The organism is Alkalisalibacterium limincola (assembly GCF_008017755.1).
Classification (GTDB): domain Bacteria; phylum Pseudomonadota; class Gammaproteobacteria; order Xanthomonadales; family Xanthomonadaceae; genus Alkalisalibacterium; species Alkalisalibacterium limincola.
In genome coordinates this window covers 485,127-501,455 of sequence record NZ_VRTS01000001.1, presented here as the reverse complement: position 1 = coordinate 501,455, position 16,329 = coordinate 485,127, and the positions used below count along the sequence as shown (strand labels likewise).

Annotated in this window: 16 protein-coding genes and 2 pseudogenes; 11 read left to right on the top strand and 7 right to left on the bottom strand. The window is 67.7% G+C overall.

All coding sequences use genetic code 11. From position 1 onward, the window contains the following. The first annotated feature begins 85 nt into the window (after positions 1-85). The 9 genes from pstC to arsH all read left to right on the top strand — a co-directional run bounded on the left by pstC (position 86) and on the right by arsH (position 7,806). Positions 86-1,474 (top strand): phosphate ABC transporter permease subunit PstC, encoded by a 1,389-nt coding sequence (gene pstC, locus FU658_RS02415; protein WP_147890613.1) that lies wholly within the window; start codon positions 86-88, stop codon positions 1,472-1,474. A 1-nt stretch (position 1,475) separates the two neighbouring features. Beyond that, positions 1,476-2,846: a phosphate ABC transporter permease PstA gene (pstA, locus tag FU658_RS02410; protein ID WP_147890612.1), complete on the top strand. Its 1,371-nt coding sequence runs from the start codon at positions 1,476-1,478 to the stop codon at positions 2,844-2,846. 4 nt (positions 2,847-2,850) lie between these two features. Then, complete coding sequence (gene pstB, locus FU658_RS02405; protein WP_147890611.1) at positions 2,851-3,678, top strand: phosphate ABC transporter ATP-binding protein PstB; 828 nt, start codon at positions 2,851-2,853, stop codon at positions 3,676-3,678. A gap of 14 nt (positions 3,679-3,692) precedes the next feature. Beyond that, positions 3,693-4,403, top strand: a complete 711-nt coding sequence (phoU, locus tag FU658_RS02400) for a phosphate signaling complex protein PhoU (RefSeq protein WP_147890610.1) — start codon at positions 3,693-3,695, stop codon at positions 4,401-4,403. A 69-nt stretch (positions 4,404-4,472) separates the two neighbouring features. Next, positions 4,473-4,832 carry an ArsR/SmtB family transcription factor gene (locus tag FU658_RS02395; RefSeq protein WP_255505351.1) on the top strand — a complete coding sequence of 120 codons (360 nt, stop codon included), beginning with the start codon at positions 4,473-4,475 and terminating at the stop codon, positions 4,830-4,832. Beyond that, a complete protein-coding gene (locus FU658_RS02390; protein ID WP_147890609.1) occupies positions 4,829-5,836 on the top strand; it encodes an ArsJ-associated glyceraldehyde-3-phosphate dehydrogenase in 1,008 nt (335 codons plus the stop codon). Before FU658_RS02395 ends, FU658_RS02390 begins: the two co-directional genes overlap by 4 nt. Position 5,837: 1 nt before the next feature. Continuing rightward, positions 5,838-6,614 (top strand): MFS transporter, encoded by a 777-nt coding sequence (locus FU658_RS14635; RefSeq protein WP_222708337.1) that lies wholly within the window; start codon positions 5,838-5,840, stop codon positions 6,612-6,614. Then, positions 6,524-7,060 carry an MFS transporter gene (locus FU658_RS14630; protein WP_343195868.1) on the top strand — a complete coding sequence of 179 codons (537 nt, stop codon included), beginning with the start codon at positions 6,524-6,526 and terminating at the stop codon, positions 7,058-7,060. Before FU658_RS14635 ends, FU658_RS14630 begins: the two co-directional genes overlap by 91 nt. Positions 7,061-7,083: 23 nt before the next feature. Beyond that, complete coding sequence (gene arsH / locus FU658_RS02380; RefSeq protein ID WP_147890608.1) at positions 7,084-7,806, top strand: arsenical resistance protein ArsH; 723 nt, start codon at positions 7,084-7,086, stop codon at positions 7,804-7,806. Positions 7,807-7,870: 64 nt separating this feature from the next. Here the strand turns inward: arsH and FU658_RS02375 are convergent, their stop codons facing one another. The 7 genes and pseudogenes from FU658_RS02375 to FU658_RS02345 all read right to left on the bottom strand — a co-directional run bounded on the left by FU658_RS02375 (position 7,871) and on the right by FU658_RS02345 (position 14,576). Continuing rightward, the gene (locus FU658_RS02375; protein ID WP_187265867.1) at positions 7,871-8,905 is read right to left on the bottom strand and encodes a porin; all 1,035 of its coding nucleotides are present in this window, start codon (positions 8,903-8,905) and stop codon (positions 7,871-7,873) included. Positions 8,906-9,189: 284 nt separating this feature from the next. Then, a complete protein-coding gene (nth, locus tag FU658_RS02370; protein ID WP_147890606.1) occupies positions 9,190-9,870 on the bottom strand; it encodes an endonuclease III in 681 nt (226 codons plus the stop codon). Beyond that, positions 9,867-10,541, bottom strand: coding sequence for an electron transport complex subunit E (locus FU658_RS02365; RefSeq protein ID WP_147890605.1), 675 nt, complete (start codon positions 10,539-10,541; stop codon positions 9,867-9,869). The genes nth and FU658_RS02365 overlap by 4 nt, the downstream gene beginning before the upstream one ends. Then, positions 10,538-11,170 (bottom strand): electron transport complex subunit RsxG, encoded by a 633-nt coding sequence (gene rsxG / locus FU658_RS02360; RefSeq protein ID WP_255505370.1) that lies wholly within the window; start codon positions 11,168-11,170, stop codon positions 10,538-10,540. The genes FU658_RS02365 and rsxG overlap by 4 nt, the downstream gene beginning before the upstream one ends. A 37-nt stretch (positions 11,171-11,207) precedes the next feature. Next, positions 11,208-12,275, bottom strand: coding sequence for an RnfABCDGE type electron transport complex subunit D (locus tag FU658_RS02355; RefSeq protein ID WP_147890603.1), 1,068 nt, complete (start codon positions 12,273-12,275; stop codon positions 11,208-11,210). Next, positions 12,272-13,780, bottom strand: a complete 1,509-nt coding sequence (gene rsxC, locus FU658_RS02350; protein WP_147890602.1) for an electron transport complex subunit RsxC — start codon at positions 13,778-13,780, stop codon at positions 12,272-12,274. The genes FU658_RS02355 and rsxC overlap by 4 nt, the downstream gene beginning before the upstream one ends. 15 nt (positions 13,781-13,795) lie before the next feature. After that, positions 13,796-14,576, bottom strand: a pseudogene (locus FU658_RS02345) (enoyl-CoA hydratase/isomerase family protein). Positions 14,577-14,751: 175 nt separating this feature from the next. On the opposite strand from FU658_RS02345, the gene FU658_RS02340 reads away from it, so the two are divergent. Further along, positions 14,752-15,453, top strand: a complete 702-nt coding sequence (locus tag FU658_RS02340) for an FKBP-type peptidyl-prolyl cis-trans isomerase N-terminal domain-containing protein (RefSeq protein WP_187265866.1) — start codon at positions 14,752-14,754, stop codon at positions 15,451-15,453. A gap of 62 nt (positions 15,454-15,515) precedes the next feature. Continuing rightward, a pseudogene (locus FU658_RS02335) lies at positions 15,516-16,321 on the top strand (NUDIX hydrolase). Positions 16,322-16,329 lie beyond the last annotated feature (8 nt).

The window sequence follows — 16,329 nt, the reverse complement described above, 5'->3', positions numbered from 1 at the left end:
GCACGGGGCTCCTCGCCGCAGGAGGCCCTGTGCTTGTGCAACCGCCGGTTCTCGCCGGTCATCGAAATGTCGGGATCTCCGCTCAATGGGCAACTACGGACTGCTATTGCTGCTGCTCGGCCTGATGGTCGTGGGTTACCAGATGGGGCTGGTGCGCAGTCGCGCGATGGCGCACGGCGGGCGCGAGGCGGGTCTTGCGCGGATGCATTCCAGGCCGCAGCACCACGGGGTGCGCCTCGCCTTGCTGGCCGGGGGGCCGGCGTTGCTCCTGGTGGTGGCATGGCTGGTGTTTGCACCGACGGTCATCGACGCCAGCATCTCAACCCAGATCAGCGTCGAACGGCCCGGCCTTACCGACAACGAGATGCGGGTCGCCCTGCGGCGCATCCATGCACTGACTGGCGAACGAGGCTTCGTCCAGGGTGCGCAACCCTGGGAGCTGGCCGCAGCCGAGCAGCTGCGCGCCCTGCGGCGCACCAGCGCATGGCTGTTGACCGGGCTCGCTGCGGGCCTGGCGGCGGTGGGACTGCTGTTCGGCTTCCGGCGCATGAATCCGGCACTGCGCGCCCGCAACCAGATCGAACGCGTCGTCCAGGTCGCCCTGATGCTCAGTTCGGCCGTCGCGATCCTGACCACGATCGGCATCGTGCTGTCGATGGTCGGCGAGACCTTGAAGTTCTTCCAGTTCATCCGCCCGGCCGACTTCTTCTTCGGCACGGTCTGGAACCCCGTCTTCCATGTCACGGAAACCAGTGGCTACGGTCGTTACGGCATGTTGCCGCTGTTGGGCGGCACGATGCTGGTGGCGGCAATCGCCATGGCGGTCGCCATCCCGATCGGCCTGTTCGCGGCGATCTACCTGGCCGAGTACGCGTCGAGCTGGGTGCGCAGTTTCGCCAAGCCGGCGCTGGAAGTGCTGGCGGGCATACCCACGATCGTCTATGGCTTCTTCGCGTTGGTCGCGGTCGGACCGTTCCTGGCCGGGCTGGGGGACATGGTGGGGCTGAACATCCGGGCGACGTCGGCACTGACTGCGGGCGTCGTGATGGGGATCATGCTGATCCCCTTCATCTCTTCGCTGTCCGACGACATCATCACCCAGGTGCCGAAGTCGCTCCGCGATGGGTCACTGGGCCTTGGAGCCACCCGCTCGGAGACGATCCGTCGCGTGGTCCTGCCTGCCGCCTTGCCCGGCATCGTCGGTGCGGTGCTGCTGGCGGCCAGTCGCGCGGTCGGGGAAACGATGATCGTGGTGCTCGCGGCCGGCAACTCACCCGTGCTGACGGCCAACCCGTTCGACGCCGTGTCTACCATGACAGTGACGATCGTCAACCAGCTCACCGGCGATTCCGATTTCGCCGGACCGCAGTCGCTGGTGGCCTTCGCATTGGGCCTGACCCTGTTCGTGATCACGCTGTTCCTCAACGTGATCGCCCTGATGATCGTCCGCCGCTACCGCGAGCAGTACGACTGACATGAAGACGACCTCCTATTCGCCGGACCGCAGCAGCCTGCCGCCAAGTGCAGTGCAGGACCGCGTCAACAAGTCGCTCTCCCGCCGTCACCGCCAGGAGAAGACCTTCAAGGCCATGGGCCTCGGGGCGATGTTGCTGGGCCTGGCCTTCGTCGTGATCCTCTTCGTCCACATCTTCAGCAAGGGGCTGCCCGCCTTCTGGCAGGCCTCGATCACGCTCGACGTCTACTTCGATCCGGCCGTGGTGACCATCGATGCGGCCCCTGATCGAGAACCAGGCGAGGATGCCAATGCCTTCCGCGAGCGCCGACTGGAGTGGGAGAACTCGGTTGGCTTCATCAACTTCAACCGCCTGATCGTCGCCGCCCTGTCCGAGCACATTCCCGACATCGCCGAGCACGGTCGCGATGCCACCCGCCTGGTCACCTCCGGCGAGCGCATCCGCCTGCGCGACATGGTGGTCGACGACCCGTCGATCGTCGGCCAGACACGGAGGGTGAACCTGCTCGCCGATGCCAACGTGGACGTGTGGCTCAAGGGGAACATCGACCGCGACCTGCCCGATGCGCAGCAGCAGCTCAGCCCTCGGGTCAGGTCGTGGATCGACCAGTTGCATGCCGACGGCCTTCTCGACCTGCGTTTCAACCTCGCGCTGTTCACGAACCCGGATTCGCGGTCCTCGCTGGCGTCCGCCGGCCTGGCCGGCGCGTTCATGGGTTCGCTGTACATGATGATGATCGTGCTGCTGGTGGCGGTACCGATGGGCGTGGCCTCGGCGATCTACCTGGAAGAGTTCGCCCCGAAGAATCGCATCACCGACATCATCGAGGTGAACATCAACAACCTCGCCGCGGTGCCATCGATCATCTTCGGCCTGCTCGGTGCCGCGGTGTTCATCCAGTATTTCAAGCTGCCGCTCTCCGCCCCGGTCGTCGGCGGCCTGGTGTTGAGCCTGATGACGCTGCCGACCGTGATCATCGCGACGCGCGCCGCCCTCAAGGCGATCCCGCCATCGATCCGCCAGGCCGCACTTGGCGTCGGTGCATCCAAGACGCAGGCGGTCTTCCACCATGTGCTCCCGCTGGCGCTGCCCGGCATCCTCACAGGCTCGATCATCGGTCTGGCCCAAGCGCTTGGCGAGACGGCGCCGCTGCTGCTGATCGGCATGAATGCGTTCGTCGCATCGATGCCGACCGGGCCGTTCGACCAGTCCAATGCGCTGCCGGTGCAGATCTACCTGTGGCAGGGCAACGAACTGCGAAACTTCTTCGAGGCACGCACATCGGCCGCGATCATCGTGCTCCTCGCACTGATGCTGTCGCTCAACGCGCTGGCGATCTGGCTGCGCAGAAAATTCGAAAAGAGGTGGTAAGTCGATGAACAAGCAGGTCCAGGTTCCGCTGGGGGCTCCTGTGCTGGATGCGCACTCGCCGTCGAAATCCACCGGGCGGGTGAAGATGTCCGCCCGTGACGTGAAGGTGTTCTACGGCGACACGGAGGCGATCAAGGGGGTGTCGATGGACATCTTCGAGCACGAGGTGATCTCGTTCATCGGCCCGTCCGGCTGCGGCAAGTCCACGTTCCTGCGCAGCTTCAACCGCATGAACGACACCATCGAATCCGCGCGGGTCGAGGGAGAGATCCTGCTCGACGGCAAGGACATCCACGCCTCGTCGCTGGATGTCGTGCTGCTGCGTGCCCAGGTGGGGATGGTCTTCCAGAAGCCGAACCCGTTCCCGAAGTCGATCTTCGAGAACATCGCCTACGGCCCGAGGTTGCATGGTCTGGCCCAGAACAAGGCGGAGCTGGTCGACATCGTCGAGTCCAGCCTGCGACGTGCCGGGCTCTGGAACGAGGTCAAGGACCGTCTGGACCAGCCCGGCACCGGTCTTTCCGGCGGCCAGCAACAGCGGCTGTGCATCGCCCGCGCGATCGCGGTCAGCCCAGAGGTGATCCTCATGGACGAGCCCTGTTCGGCGCTGGACCCGATCGCCACCTCGATCATCGAGGAGCTGATCGACGAGCTCAAGGCCAACTTCACCATCGTCATCGTGACCCACAACATGCAGCAGGCCGCACGGGTGTCGGACCGAACGGCCTTCTTCCACCTCGGCGAGCTGGTCGAGCTGGCCGACACCAGCGATCTGTTCACCAATCCGCGCACGAAGCGCACCGAGGACTACATCACCGGCCGTTACGGCTGATCGGAGTGGGCGCCATGAACAAGCGAAACGAGCACATCGTCAAGAGCTACGACGAGGAACTGGCGCGACTGCGCGGCGAGATCCTCGGGATGGGGGAACTCGCACTGGAGCAGATGAGCGGGGGCATGCGTGCGCTGCGCGAGGGTGACGGGGCCCTGGCGGAAGAGGTCATCGCTGCCGACGCGCGCATCGACAAGCTCGAGCTGGAGGTGTCGGGCGATGTACTTCGCCTTCTGGCCCTTCGTCAGCCGATGGCCGGCGACCTGCGAGGGGTCCTTTCGTCCTTGCGCATTGCCGCCGACATCGAGCGGATCGGGGACTATGCGGCCAACGTGGCCAAACGCTCGCTCGCCTTGTCGGAGGCGCAGCCGCGGGCTGCCGTCAATGGCCTGTCGGAAATGGTCGAGTTCGCGTCCGGCATGCTGCGCGAAGTACTGGATGCCTACGCCGCCGGGGATGCAGTACGTGCACTCGATGTCCGCGACCGTGATGTCGACCTGGACGCCCGCTACAACAGTCTGTTCCGCGAATTGCTGACGTACATGATGGAAAGCCCGAGCGTGATCGGCACCTGCACGCACTTCCTTTTCATCGCCAAGAACATCGAGCGCATCGGCGATCACGTGACGAACATCGCGGAGAACATCTGGTTCCAGGCCGAAGGCGAGCTGCCGGCGGATGAGCGCCCCAAGGGCGACAACACCAACATCCCCCTGACGCCCTGAAGCATTTGCGCCGAGACGGTTTCGGTGCAAACTACCGTTTAATAATTCCATGATATTGGAAATATCAAAATGAATTCGACCGATTCAATGACCGAGGACGCGGCCCTTCAAGCGTTGTCGGCCCTGTCGCAGCGCAGTCGCCTGGCACTGTTCCGACACCTCGTGCGCCATGCCCCGGTAGGCGACTGCCCCGGCGAGATGGCCGTCGCCCTCGACTTGAGCCCGCCAACCCTGTCGTTCCACCTGAAGGCACTGGTATCAGCCGGGCTTGTCGAGGCAGAGCCGAAGGGCCGCCACATCACCTATCGCGCCCGGCTGGATGCCATCGCGGCCCTGGTGGGGTTCCTCGGCGAGAACTGCTGTGCGGCCAGTGGGGCGAGTTGCGAGACTCCGGCGCGTCGCGGCGCCGTCCAGGCCCGTTGCGCATGAGCATCCGGATCGGCATCAACGGTTTTGGCCGCATGGGTCGGCTGCTGCTTCGTGCCGCCTGGGGACGCCCCGGATTCGAGTTCGTGCAGGTCAACGACCCCGCCGGCGACGCGCCCACCTACGCCCACCTGCTGGCCTTCGATTCGATCCACGGACCCTGGCCGGTCCCGGTGTTCCACGAGGACGGTGACCTGGTCGTCGATGGGCGGCGGATCCGTTTCGGTGGCGAGAAGACGCTGGAGGCCACCGACTGGTCGGGTTGCGACGTGGTCGTCGAAGCCTCGGGCAAGTTCAAGAAGCAGGCTGTGCTGCAGCCCTACCTCGACCAGGGCGTGAAGCGCGTGGTCGTGACCGCGCCGGTCAAGGAGGCCGGTGTGCTGGACGCGGTGGTTGGGGTCAACGGCGACCTGTTTGATCCGGCGATCCATCGCATCGTCACCGCGGCCTCGTGCACCACCAACTGCCTGGCGCCGGTGGTCAAGGTGATCCACGAAGGCATCGGCATCCGCCACGGCAGCCTGACCACGATCCACAGCCTGACCAACACCCAGACCATCATCGACGCGGCGCACAAGGACCTGCGCCGCGCACGGGCCTGTGGCAGCAGCCTGATCCCGACCTCGACCGGCTCGGCCACGGCGATCGCCGAGATCTTCCCGGAGCTGCGTGGCCGCCTGGACGGCCTGGCCGTGCGCGTGCCGCTGACCAATGCCTCGCTGACCGACTGCGTGTTCGAGGTCGAGCGCGACACGACGGTGGAGGAGGTCAACAGCCTGTTGAAGTCCGCGGCCGAGGGCCCGTTGAAGGGCGTGCTGGGCTACGAGGAACGCCCGCTGGTGTCGATCGACTACCGCACCGACCCACGTTCCTCGATCGTCGATGCGCCCTGCACCCGGGTCGTCAACAAACGCCAGGTGAAGATCTACAGCTGGTACGACAACGAGTGGGGCTACGTGAACCGCGCCGCCGACCTGGTCGCGCGGGTCGGGGCGGCGAAGGACTGACATGCTCGCCAATGCCTCGCCGGCGGTCCGCCAGTACGCGGTCGTCACCGGCAACTACTGGGCCTTCACCCTGACCGATGGCGCGCTGCGCATGCTGGTGGTGCTGCACTTCCACCAGCTGGGCTACAGCCCGCTGCAGATCGCCATGCTGTTCGTGTTCTACGAGGTCTTCGGGGTGGTCACCAACCTCGTCGGTGGTTGGCTGGGCGCGCGCATCGGGTTGAACCGCACGATGAATATCGGGCTCGGGCTGCAGATCGTGGCGTTGGCGATGCTGGCGGTGCCGGCCGCGTGGCTGGCCGTGCCCTGGGTGATGGCGGCCCAGGCGATGTCGGGCGTGGCCAAGGACCTCAACAAGATGAGCGCGAAGAGCAGCATCAAGATGCTCGTGGCCGAAGGCGAGCAGCGCACGCTGTTCCGCTGGGTGGCAGCGCTGACGGGGTCGAAGAACGCGCTCAAGGGCGTGGGCTTCTTCCTCGGGGGGTTGTTGCTGGCATCACTCGGATTCACCGGAGCCGTCCTGGCGATGGCTGCTGGACTGGCGCTGGTGTGGCTTGCGAGCCTGCTGTTGCTCAAGCGTGACCTCGGGCGGGCCAGTGCCAAGCCGAAGTTCAGCCAGATGCTGTCCAAGAGCCGGGCGATCAACGTGCTGTCGGCGCGCGCCTGTTCCTGTTCGGCGCGCGCGACGTGTGGTTCGTCGTCGCGCTGCCGGTGTTCCTGGCGTCATCGCTTGGCTGGGACCATTGGCGGGTGGGTGGCTTCCTGGCCTTGTGGGTGATCGGCTACGGGATCGTCCAGGCCAGCGCACCCGGGTTCACGAAGTGGCGCGGAGATGAGGTCCCCGGGGCTGGCGTGGTGGCCGGCTGGGCGCTCGTGCTGGCAGGTGTGCCGGCCGTGATCGCCGTGGCTATGGGCATGTTGCCGGCAGCACCCGTGCTGATCGTCGGTCTTGCGTTGTTCGGGGTGCTGTTCGCCATCAACTCCGCGCTGCACAGCTTCCTGATCATCAGCCACGCGCGCCACGACGGTGTGTCGCTGGACGTCGGCTTCTACTACATGGCCAATGCCATGGGGCGCCTGCTGGGTACGGTGCTGTCGGGCTGGCTGTACCAGGCCCACGGGTTGGAGGCCTGCCTGTGGGTGTCGGCTGCGTTCCTCGTGCTGGCTGGTGTTCTTTCGCTCGCGCTCCCCTCGCGAGATGCATTTCCCACCCGACAATCCTGAGGCCTTTCTCCAAAGGAACAACCATGTCGCTGCGCACGCTTCCCGATCCCGACCACCTGCCCGCGCTGGACCGGCGCCACTTGCGCCTGGACGGGCTGGGCCCCGACATCCCCGGCCATCCGCCGCGCATCCTGGTGCTGTACGGCTCCTTGCGCGAGCGCTCGTACTCGCGGCTGGCCGCGGAAGAGGCCGCGCGCCTGCTGCGGCTGTTCGGCGCCGAGGTGCGGATCTTCGACCCCTCGCAGCTGCCGCTGACCGACAGTCCGGGCTTCCAGGACCATCCGGCGGTGCGCGAGCTGTTCGAACTGTCCCTGTGGTCGGAGGGGCAGGTGTGGTGTTCGCCGGAGCGTCATGGGCAACTTACGGCGGTGATGAAGCTGCAGGTCGACCTGCTGCCGCTGTCCCACGGTGCGCTTCGCCCGACCCAGGGACGCACGCTCGCGGTCATGCAGGTCAGTGGGGGTTCGCAGTCGTTCAATGCGGTCAACACGATGCGCCTGATCGGGCGCTGGCTGCGGATGCTGACCATCCCGAACCAGTCCAGCGTCGCAAGAGCCTGGCAGGAATTCGACGAGGAAGGGCGCATGCGGCCCTCGCCGTACTACGAGCGCATCGTCGACGTGATGGAGGAACTGGTGCGCTACACCCTGCTCAATCGCGCCGCCCAGCCGCGGCTGGTGCAGCGCTATTCCGAGCGTGCCGAGGCCGAGCGGGCGGCCCAGGCCCAGGCGCTCGCCAGCGCCTGAGCCGGCCTGGAAAAACAAAGCCCCGCTTTCGCGGGGCTTTGCCTGACGCCGGAGAGAAGGCGGATCAGAAGTCGTAGCGGAAGCCGACGGAGAAGCCCTGCGGATTCTCGCCCGGGGCCGCCGGGGCCAGCTGCGCGCCATGGCCGCCGCGGGCCATCGAGTAGCGCGCCAGGTCGTCGTTGCTGGTGGCGGCGTAGGCGAACATCAGGCGGAACGGACGCGCGATGCGGTAGTCCAGTCCGACCACGGCCATGTTCGCGTCACGGTCGCTGCCGTCGGCGCTGAGCCAGTAGTACTGGCCCTTCAGGGTCAGCTTGTCGTTGAGCGCGTAGCTGCCGCCAAGGCCCCAGGTGGTGACGTCCTGGTCGGCCACCAGGGTGGAATCCTTGATGGTGGCAAACTGCGCCAGGCCGGCGATCGTGAACGGTCCCGCAGTGTACTTGGCACCGAAGCGCAGGGCGTCGGAGCTGGTCTCGTTCTTCACCTCGTAGGCACCGGCCAGGTAGAGCGCGCTGGTGCTGTAGGTGGCGGCGATGCTGATCGCGTCGTTGTCGTTGTCGGTGGTGATGCCGGAATCGGTGTTGGTGGAGTAGTGCACGTCCACGTGCACGTTGCCGAACTTCGGCGTCTGGTAATGGATGCCGTTGCGGAAGCGGGTGTCGAAGTCGTAGTCGCCACCGCTGTAGCCGTCGCGCAGGCGGGTCAGGTTGCGACCGTCACCGATCTGGTCGCCGAACATGTCCACCTGGCCGCGGACGATCTTCAGCGGGGTGTCGAAGAAGCCCAGGCGCAGCATGCCGAAGTCGCCCTGCAGGCCGATGAAGCTGTCGCGGCTGGCCCAGCTGCCGGCGCCGTTCTCGTAGCGCACTTCCTGCTCGACCTGCATGATGGCCTTCAGGCCCTCGGTCAGTTCGTGGTTGGCCTTGAAGCCGATGCGGCTGGAGTTCGAATTCACGTTGAGGCCGTCTTCCTGGCCATCGTCCAGCCAGTCCACCGAGAGGTGCGCGCGACCGTAGAACTCCCAGTTGGGGTTCGCGAACGCGGCCGCCGGGGCCAACAGGGAGGCCGCCACGACGGCGGACAGCAGCTTCTTGTTCATCGGTGTCTCCGCAGAGAGGTAAGGGGTGGAAATCGAATGCGCGGCGGTATGCCCTGCCGAGCGGAATTCTGGGCGGAAGTGATGACACATCGATGACAGTTGCGCGACGATTTGAAGAGCTTGAACGAAATCTTCAACTGATCTTAACAAGTCGTTGTCCAAAAAAGGCTTCTGGAACAACAGGATGTGCGCTTTTCTGAGTTTTCGTCGGGCGGCGCTTTGTGTAACCACCCGTGCGCCTCGACTTCACGCCGCATACGACAGCGTGCCCGGGGAGCGGGTCCTCAGGCGCCCTCCGCGTGTCCCGGCGTCTTGTCCGGGTAGCGGCACAGGTCGCGGATGATGCAGTTCGGGCAGTCCGGCTTGCGTGCCTTGCACACGTAGCGGCCGTGCAGGATCAACCAATGGTGCGCGTCCAGCAGGTATTTCCCGGGGATGCGTTCGAGCAGTCGGTCCTCGACTTCGCGCACGTCCTTGCCGGGCGCGAGGCCGGTCCGGTTCGACACACGGAAGATATGGGTGTCCACCGCCATGGTCGGCTGGCCGAAGGCGGTGTTGAGGACGACGTTCGCGGTCTTGCGGCCCACCCCGGGCAGGCGTTCGAGCGCCTCGCGCTCCTCCGGCACTTCGCCTCCGTGCTCCTCGACCAGGATCCGGCAGGCCGCGATGACGTTGCGCGCCTTGGCGTTGAACAGTCCGATGCTCGAGATGTAGCGCTTGAGCCCTTCCTCGCCCAGCGCCAGGATCGCGGCGGGGGTGTTGGCGACGGGGAACAGGCGGCGCGTGGCCTTGTTGACCCCGACGTCCGTGGCCTGGGCCGACAGCGTCACCGCCACGAGCAACTCGAACGGCGTGCCGTACTCCAGTTCCGTGCGGGGCTTGGGGTTGAACGCGGCCAGGCGTTCGAACATCTCGCGACGGGCGGCTTCACCCATGCCGCGGGGTCGGGGGGACTTCCTCTTCATGTGGTTCCAGCGGCGGTCGAAGGGTCGCGGACAGGCTCGGGCGCACGCTGCAGGCGGTTGCGCAGTGCGATCAACAGGGCCAGCACCACGAACGCACCCGGCGGCAGGAGTGCCACCAGGAAACCGCGGTAGTCGGGGATCGCCGTGAGTTCCAGCCACGGCATCTGCAGCAGGGCCCCGGCGCCGGCAAACACGGTGCCGGCCCCGAGCAGCTCTCGGGTGACACCGATGGCCAGCAGCACCCACAGGAAGCCAATGCCGATCGCGAAGCCGTCGAGCGCGGCGCGTGCAGGGTCGGTGCGCGAGGCGAATGCCTCTGCCCGGCCCATGATCGCGCAGTTGGTGACGATCAGGGGCACGAACAGGCCCAGCACCGCGTGCAGCTCGGGGAGGAACGCGCGCATGGAAAGCTCGATGGTCGTCACCACCGAGGCGATGACCATGACGAAGGCCGGGATGCGAACGTCGCGACGGGTGATGCGCCGGATCATCGACACCACGGTATTGGTGGCGACGAGTGCCAGCACGGTGGCGATGCCCAGCCCCAGCGCGTTCACGGCGTTGTTGCTGACCGCCAGCAGCGGGCACAGGCCCAGCAGCTGGACCAGGCCGGCGTTGCCGCTGGACAGGCCGTACTCCAGGATCGTGCGCGGATTGGGCGAAGGGTTCATGGGCGGGGCAATGGTGGCGGGCCGCCGTCGAAGACCAGGGTTTCGCCGGCCGGGGCAGCATAGAGCGCCGGGCCGTGGGCCTCAACGAAGGCCAACGTCGAAGCGACCGCGGCGACGACCGCGCGCGGGGTGATCGTCGCCCCGGTGAACTGGTCGAAGTCGCCACCATCGCGGCGCACGCGCCAGCGCCCCAAAGCGGGGTCGCCGAGACTGCGTCCGGTGAACCGGTCGATCCACCCGCTCCGCCGTGGCTCGATCGCATCGCCCAGTCCCGGCGTCTCCTGATGGCGCGTCACCCGGACCCCGACCACCTGCCGGGCGTCGTCCACGCCCACCAGCAGGTCTATGGGGCCGCTGTAGCCACGCGGGGCGACGGACTGCACCACCAGCTGCACCGGCGACCCGGCGCGGCGGGCGCGCCACACCACGAGGGCCTTGTCGCTGCCAAGCCAGCCCGGTGCCACGACATTGATTGCGTCGTCCAGGGGCCGGTTGTCGTAGCTGCCCACCGGCATCACTGCTGCGAGGGCCTGCAGCTGGGCTTCGTATTCGGCTGCGGCGATGCGCTCCCGGGTCATCGACTCCACGACCACCAGCACGCCCACGGCCAGCAGCGCGGCCAGGCCCAGCAGCAGGCCGCCTGCAGCGCGCTGCGCAGGGCCGGCTTCATCGCGGCGCCTCCGGCCGAGGCGTGGCGGGGGGGCTTGAATCTTCCCCGTAGATGCGCGGCCGGGTATGCCGGTCGATCCACGGTGCCAGGCAGTTCATCAGCAGCACCGCGAACACGACACCGTCGGGATAGGCGCCCCAGCGCCGGACAGCCAGCGTGACCACCGCGACCCCGGCGCCGAACAGCAGTCGTCCACGCGGTGTGGTGCAGCCCGACACCGGGTCCGTGGCGATGAAGAAGGCGGCCAGCACGAGCCCGCCCGACATCACGTGCTGAAGCGGAAACGGGTGCACATCCGGGTCCCAGGCCCAGAACGGAAAGCTGAGCAGGACGACCGTGCCCAGCGTGGCCACGGGCACCTGCCAGGGGATGATCCGGCGCGCCAGCAGCACCACGCCACCCAGCGCGTAGGCCGCGGCGATCCATTCCCAGCCGTGCCCGCCGAACCGCCCGAACACGGGGTCGTTGCGGATTTCCAGGAGTGTCTCGCCGCCTATCGCCAGCGTGCGCAGTGTGTCCAGCGGCGTGGCCCGCGTCAGCGCATCCCAGTCCATGCCCAGCGGCGGCTGGCCGGCAAGGATGGCGCGCAGGCTGTCGAGCAGGCCCGGGACCTCGCCCAGCCCTGCGGGCGCCAGCCACTGCGTCATCTCGCGCGGGAAGCTCACCAGCACGACGGCGTAGCCGACCATGGCCGGATTGAACAGGTTGTGGCCAAGGCCGCCATAGAGGTGCTTGGCGAACACGATGGCCGCGGCCATGCCGACCAGCGCGACCCACCATGGGGCCAGTGGTGGCAGGCACAGTGCGAACAGCACCGCGGTGACCGGGGCGCTGAGGTCGCTCATGAAGGGCTGCAGTCCGGTGCCCTTGAGCTTGAGCATCATCGCTTCGAAGCCGACGGCGAAGCCTGCGGCAAGGGCGATCTGGACCAGGATGCCGGGACCGAAGAACACCACGTGCGCGACGACGCCGGGCACCAGGGCGAGCAGCACCCAGCCCATCATCGTTTGCACCGAGCGACGCGCTGGCAGGTGTGGGGCGGGGCCGGTGTCGAAGGTCCTCATGGGTCGGATTTCCGTGCGCGGGCGCGTTCGATCGCGGCCTTGACCGCATCGCTGGAGCTCAGTGCCGTCTTGCGCGCCGCTGCGCGTTCGGCCTGCTGCGCCTCCAGGCGTCGCATCCGCGCTTCCCGGGCATCGTGGCGTTCGCGCGCCGCACGCGCCTCGGCGCCTTCGCGTTCGGCTTCGCGCAACGCGGTCTTCGCGTGGCGGAAGTGCTGGGTCAGCGGAATCTGGCTGGGGCAGGCCAGGTCGCAACAGCCGCATTCGATGCAGTCGAACAGGCCGTCCTCGCGGCCGCGATCCAGCGCCCCGGCGCGTACGTCCCAAAGCAGTTGCTGGGGCAGGAGCCTGGCCGGGCACACGCTGGCGCACTCGCCGCAGCGGATGCATGGCAGTTCGGGTGCCGTGGCGCGCAGGTTTTCGACGCCCAGCACCACCACCGCCAGGCTGGACTTGGTGATCGGGAAACTGTCGTCGGGCAGGGCGTGCCCCATCATCGGCCCGCCCAGCACCAGCCGCGCTGCGCGTGGCGTGTACCCGCCGGCGGCCTCGACGAGGTCCGCGACCGGGGTGCCGATCGCCACTTCGAAATTTCCCGGCCGCGCCACGCCCGGACCAGTGACGGTCACCACGCGCGAACACAGCGGGGTCCCCTCGGTGACGGCGCGCCATGCAGCGACAGCCGTGGCCACGTTGTGGACCAGTACCCCGAGGTCGCGCGGCAGGCCGTCGCGGGGGACCTCGCGACCGGTCAGCGTCTGGATCAGCTGGCGCTCGCCACCCTGCGGGTAGCGGCTGGGCACCAGGGCCAGTTCGAGATCCGGCGCTTGAACCTGGTCCAGCGCTTCTCGCAGCGCCGCGGCCGCTTCGCCCATGCAGTCCTCCACCGCGATGAAGACGTGCTCCGCACCGACGATGCGTTGCAGCAAGCGGCTGCCCTGCACGACCCGGACCGCGTTTTCCCGGATCAGCCGATCATCGCAGGCGACGTAGGGTTCGCACTCGGCGCCGTTGATGACCAGCACGCTGCGTGGCACCGCCAGCTTCTCGGCGGTCGGGAAGCCGGCGCCGCCCATGCCGGCGACACCCGCTTCACGGATGCGCTCCAGGAGTGCCTGTCGCGGAGCGGTCCACGGATCCAGCGCGGGCAGCGGCCTGGAGGGCAGGGGCGTCGGCGCCGCCTGGCCGTCATCGAGGTCGAGCACGATGTGCGGAGCGGCGATTCCGGCCATGCCGGGCAGGGGGCGTGGCTCGACGCTGCGCACACGCCCCGCCGCGGGGGCGTGCAGGTGCGCGCCACGCTGATGGCTCACCCGTGCGATGCACTGGCCGGCCACCACCTCGTCACCGGCCTGCACCAGTGGCTCGGCCAGTGCACCGGCATGCTGCAGCAGGGAAAGCACCAGCGTTCCGGGCAACGGGCAGGGCTGGATCGCGTCGGCCGTGGCCTCGTGCTTGTGCGTCGGCAGGCTCAGGCCGCCATGGAACGGATGCAGGCGCCGGGCCATGGCGGCGTGACGGGCTCAGAGGCCCTTGAAGTCGGGCTTGCGCTTGTTCAGGAACGCATCGGTCCCCTCGCGCATGTCCTCGGTCGCGAACAGGAGCCCGAACGCCTGGGTTTCGAACTCGAGGCCACTGTCGATGCTGCCTTCGCCACCCAGCAGCACCGTGTCGAGGATCGCGCGCAGCGCCTGGGGCGCGGCGCGTGCCATCCGCTCGGCCTCGGCCAGGGTTTCGGCTTCCAGGTCGCCTTGGCCACGACCCGGCCCACCAGGCCCAGGGCCTGCGCACGTTCGGCGTCCACGGGCTTGCCCGACAGGGTCAGCGCAAGGGCCGCGCTTCGGCCGGCCAGGCGCAGCAGGCGCTGGGTGCCGCCAAAGCCGGGCAACAGGCCCAGCGTGATCTCCGGCAGCCCCAGCTTGGCGTCGTCGGAGGCGATTCGCAGGTGGCAGGCCATCGCCAGTTCCAGTCCTCCGCCCAGTGCGTAGCCGTCGATCATGCCGATGACCGGCTTGCCGAGGCGCTCGATCTTCGACATCAGGCGCTGGCCGAAGCGCGAGAAGTCGCGCGCCTGCACCGGGCTGAGGCCTGCCAGTTCACTGATGTCGGCGCGGCGACGAAGGCGCGGTTGCCGGCCCCGCGCAGCACCACCACGCGAACGGCGTCGTCGCCGGCGGCCTGGTCGAAGGCGATGTGCAGCTCCGCCAGGGTCTGGCGATTGAGCGCGTTGAGCTTGTCCGGGCGATCGACGCAGATGATGCGGACCGCGCCGCGGTCTTCGGTGCTGAGGGTGGTGAAGGCCATCACTGACTCCATGGGCTGAAGGGTGCCGGCTGGAACCGCCGGGGCGGTGGCCGGTGTCCGGGAACTTGCGCGTTTCTCCCGGGGTCTGTCCGGCTGGCAGTAGATTCGGCCGCCGCGTATGCTAACGCGTTACCCGGGACGGTATCGACCGTTCCTTCCCACTGGAGGTTATGGAATGAAGTTGCGACTGCTGGCAGCCCTTGTGGCCACCCTCGGCGTCGGGGTTGCCTCGGCCCAGGACTACAGCTCCGAGAAGAACAAGCTCAGCTATTCCATCGGATACGAAATCGGCCGTGATCTCGCCGAGCGCGGCATCGACGTCGACGTCAATTCCGTCGTTCGGGCGATGCAGGACGGCTACGGTCGTCGCGACCCGGCCGTGCCACCCCAGGAGATGGCTGCCTCGCTGCAGGCGATGACCGAGCGCATGCGCGCCCAGGCCATGGCCGAGTTCGAGCGGGTGTCCAGCGAGAACAAGGCTCGCTCCGACAGCTTCCTGGCCGAGAACCGCGGCAAGCAGGGCGTCACCGTGCTGCCCAGCGGGATCCAGTACCGGGTGATCGAGCAGGGCACGGGCGCGCGTCCGGCCGCGAACGCGAACGTGCGCGTGCACTTCCGGGCCTCGCTGACCACCGGGCAGGACTTCGCCAGCACCTACTCCAGCGTGCAGCAGCCGGGCCAGGAGCCGCAGCCGGCCACGGTCAACGTGTCCGAGGCCTTCATGCCTGGCCTGAGCGAAGTGCTGCCGCTGATGGCCACCGGTTCGCGCTGGGAAGTGTTCCTGCCGCCCGACCAGGCCTACGGCAACGACCCGCGCTCGCCGATCGGCCCGAACCAGGTCGTGGTGTTCGACCTCAAGCTGGTCGCGATCGACTGATCCGGCCCCGCGCCCCGCGTCGCCGCGACCAGGTCGCAGCCACGCGGGGACGCCTGCTGCATATGAGCACCCCGGCCATCCTCACCCCCTGCATCGGCGTATGCAGCCTGCGACTCGACGGGCTGTGCGACGGCTGCCTGCGCACCACCGACGAGATCGCACGCTGGTCGACGATGAGCGAGGCCGAGCGCGAGCGCGTGATGGAGCTGCTCCTGCCCGCGCGCGAAGGTGCACGGGGATGACATCCCTGCGGGGGCGCGACGTCTCCGCGGAACGGCTGCTGGAACGCTTGCAGCCCGCCTTGCATCCGGTGTCGCCCCTTCCGGGGATCCAGCCCTGGAATCGCCACGAGATCGACGACCTGGTCCCGGCGCGCCTGCGCGAAGCGGCGGTGTTGTTGCCGCTGATTCCGCGCGGCGACACCCTCAACATCCTGCTCACCCACCGCCACGAGGACCTTCGCCACCATGCCGGCCAGGTCAGCTTTCCCGGAGGTCGCGTCGAGCCCGACGATGCCGGTCCCGTGGCTGCGGCGCTGCGCGAGGCGCAGGAGGAGGTTGGCCTGTCCGGCGCGGTGCCGCTGGGGCTGCTCGATCCCCTGGTCACCATCAGCGCGTTCCATGTCTGGCCCGTGGTGGCACGGGTCCCGATCGACTTCAGCGCGGTCATCGACCCGTCGGAAGTGCAGGCGGCCTTCGAAGTTCCGCTCGCGTTCCTGCTCGACCCGGGCAATTGCCGTCGTGTCGAAGCCGACTACCAGGGGCGGCGCCGGCACTGGTTCGAATTCGCCTGGGAGGGTCACCGCATCTGGGGTGTCACTGCGGCGGTACTGGTGAATCTGCGCGAACGGATGCACGCTGTAGGCTGAGTGACCGC

Excerpts from the sequence above, each read along its gene's own strand:
- pstC (WP_147890613.1), top strand. The coding sequence starts at position 86 with ATGGGCAACTACGGACTGCTATTGCTGCTGCTCGGCCTGATGGTCGTG.
- pstA (WP_147890612.1), top strand. The coding sequence starts at position 1,476 with ATGAAGACGACCTCCTATTCGCCGGACCGCAGCAGCCTGCCGCCAAGT.
- pstB (WP_147890611.1), top strand. The coding sequence starts at position 2,851 with ATGAACAAGCAGGTCCAGGTTCCGCTGGGGGCTCCTGTGCTGGATGCG.
- phoU (WP_147890610.1), top strand. The coding sequence starts at position 3,693 with ATGAACAAGCGAAACGAGCACATCGTCAAGAGCTACGACGAGGAACTG.
- FU658_RS02395 (WP_255505351.1), top strand. The coding sequence starts at position 4,473 with ATGAATTCGACCGATTCAATGACCGAGGACGCGGCCCTTCAAGCGTTG.
- FU658_RS02390 (WP_147890609.1), top strand. The coding sequence starts at position 4,829 with ATGAGCATCCGGATCGGCATCAACGGTTTTGGCCGCATGGGTCGGCTG.
- FU658_RS14635 (WP_222708337.1), top strand. The coding sequence starts at position 5,838 with ATGCTCGCCAATGCCTCGCCGGCGGTCCGCCAGTACGCGGTCGTCACC.
- arsH (WP_147890608.1), top strand. The coding sequence starts at position 7,084 with ATGTCGCTGCGCACGCTTCCCGATCCCGACCACCTGCCCGCGCTGGAC.
- FU658_RS02375 (WP_187265867.1), bottom strand. The coding sequence starts at position 8,905 with ATGAACAAGAAGCTGCTGTCCGCCGTCGTGGCGGCCTCCCTGTTGGCC.
- nth (WP_147890606.1), bottom strand. The coding sequence starts at position 9,870 with ATGAAGAGGAAGTCCCCCCGACCCCGCGGCATGGGTGAAGCCGCCCGT.
- FU658_RS02365 (WP_147890605.1), bottom strand. The coding sequence starts at position 10,541 with ATGAACCCTTCGCCCAATCCGCGCACGATCCTGGAGTACGGCCTGTCC.
- FU658_RS02355 (WP_147890603.1), bottom strand. The coding sequence starts at position 12,275 with ATGAGGACCTTCGACACCGGCCCCGCCCCACACCTGCCAGCGCGTCGC.
- rsxC (WP_147890602.1), bottom strand. The coding sequence starts at position 13,780 with ATGGCCCGGCGCCTGCATCCGTTCCATGGCGGCCTGAGCCTGCCGACG.
- FU658_RS02340 (WP_187265866.1), top strand. The coding sequence starts at position 14,752 with ATGAAGTTGCGACTGCTGGCAGCCCTTGTGGCCACCCTCGGCGTCGGG.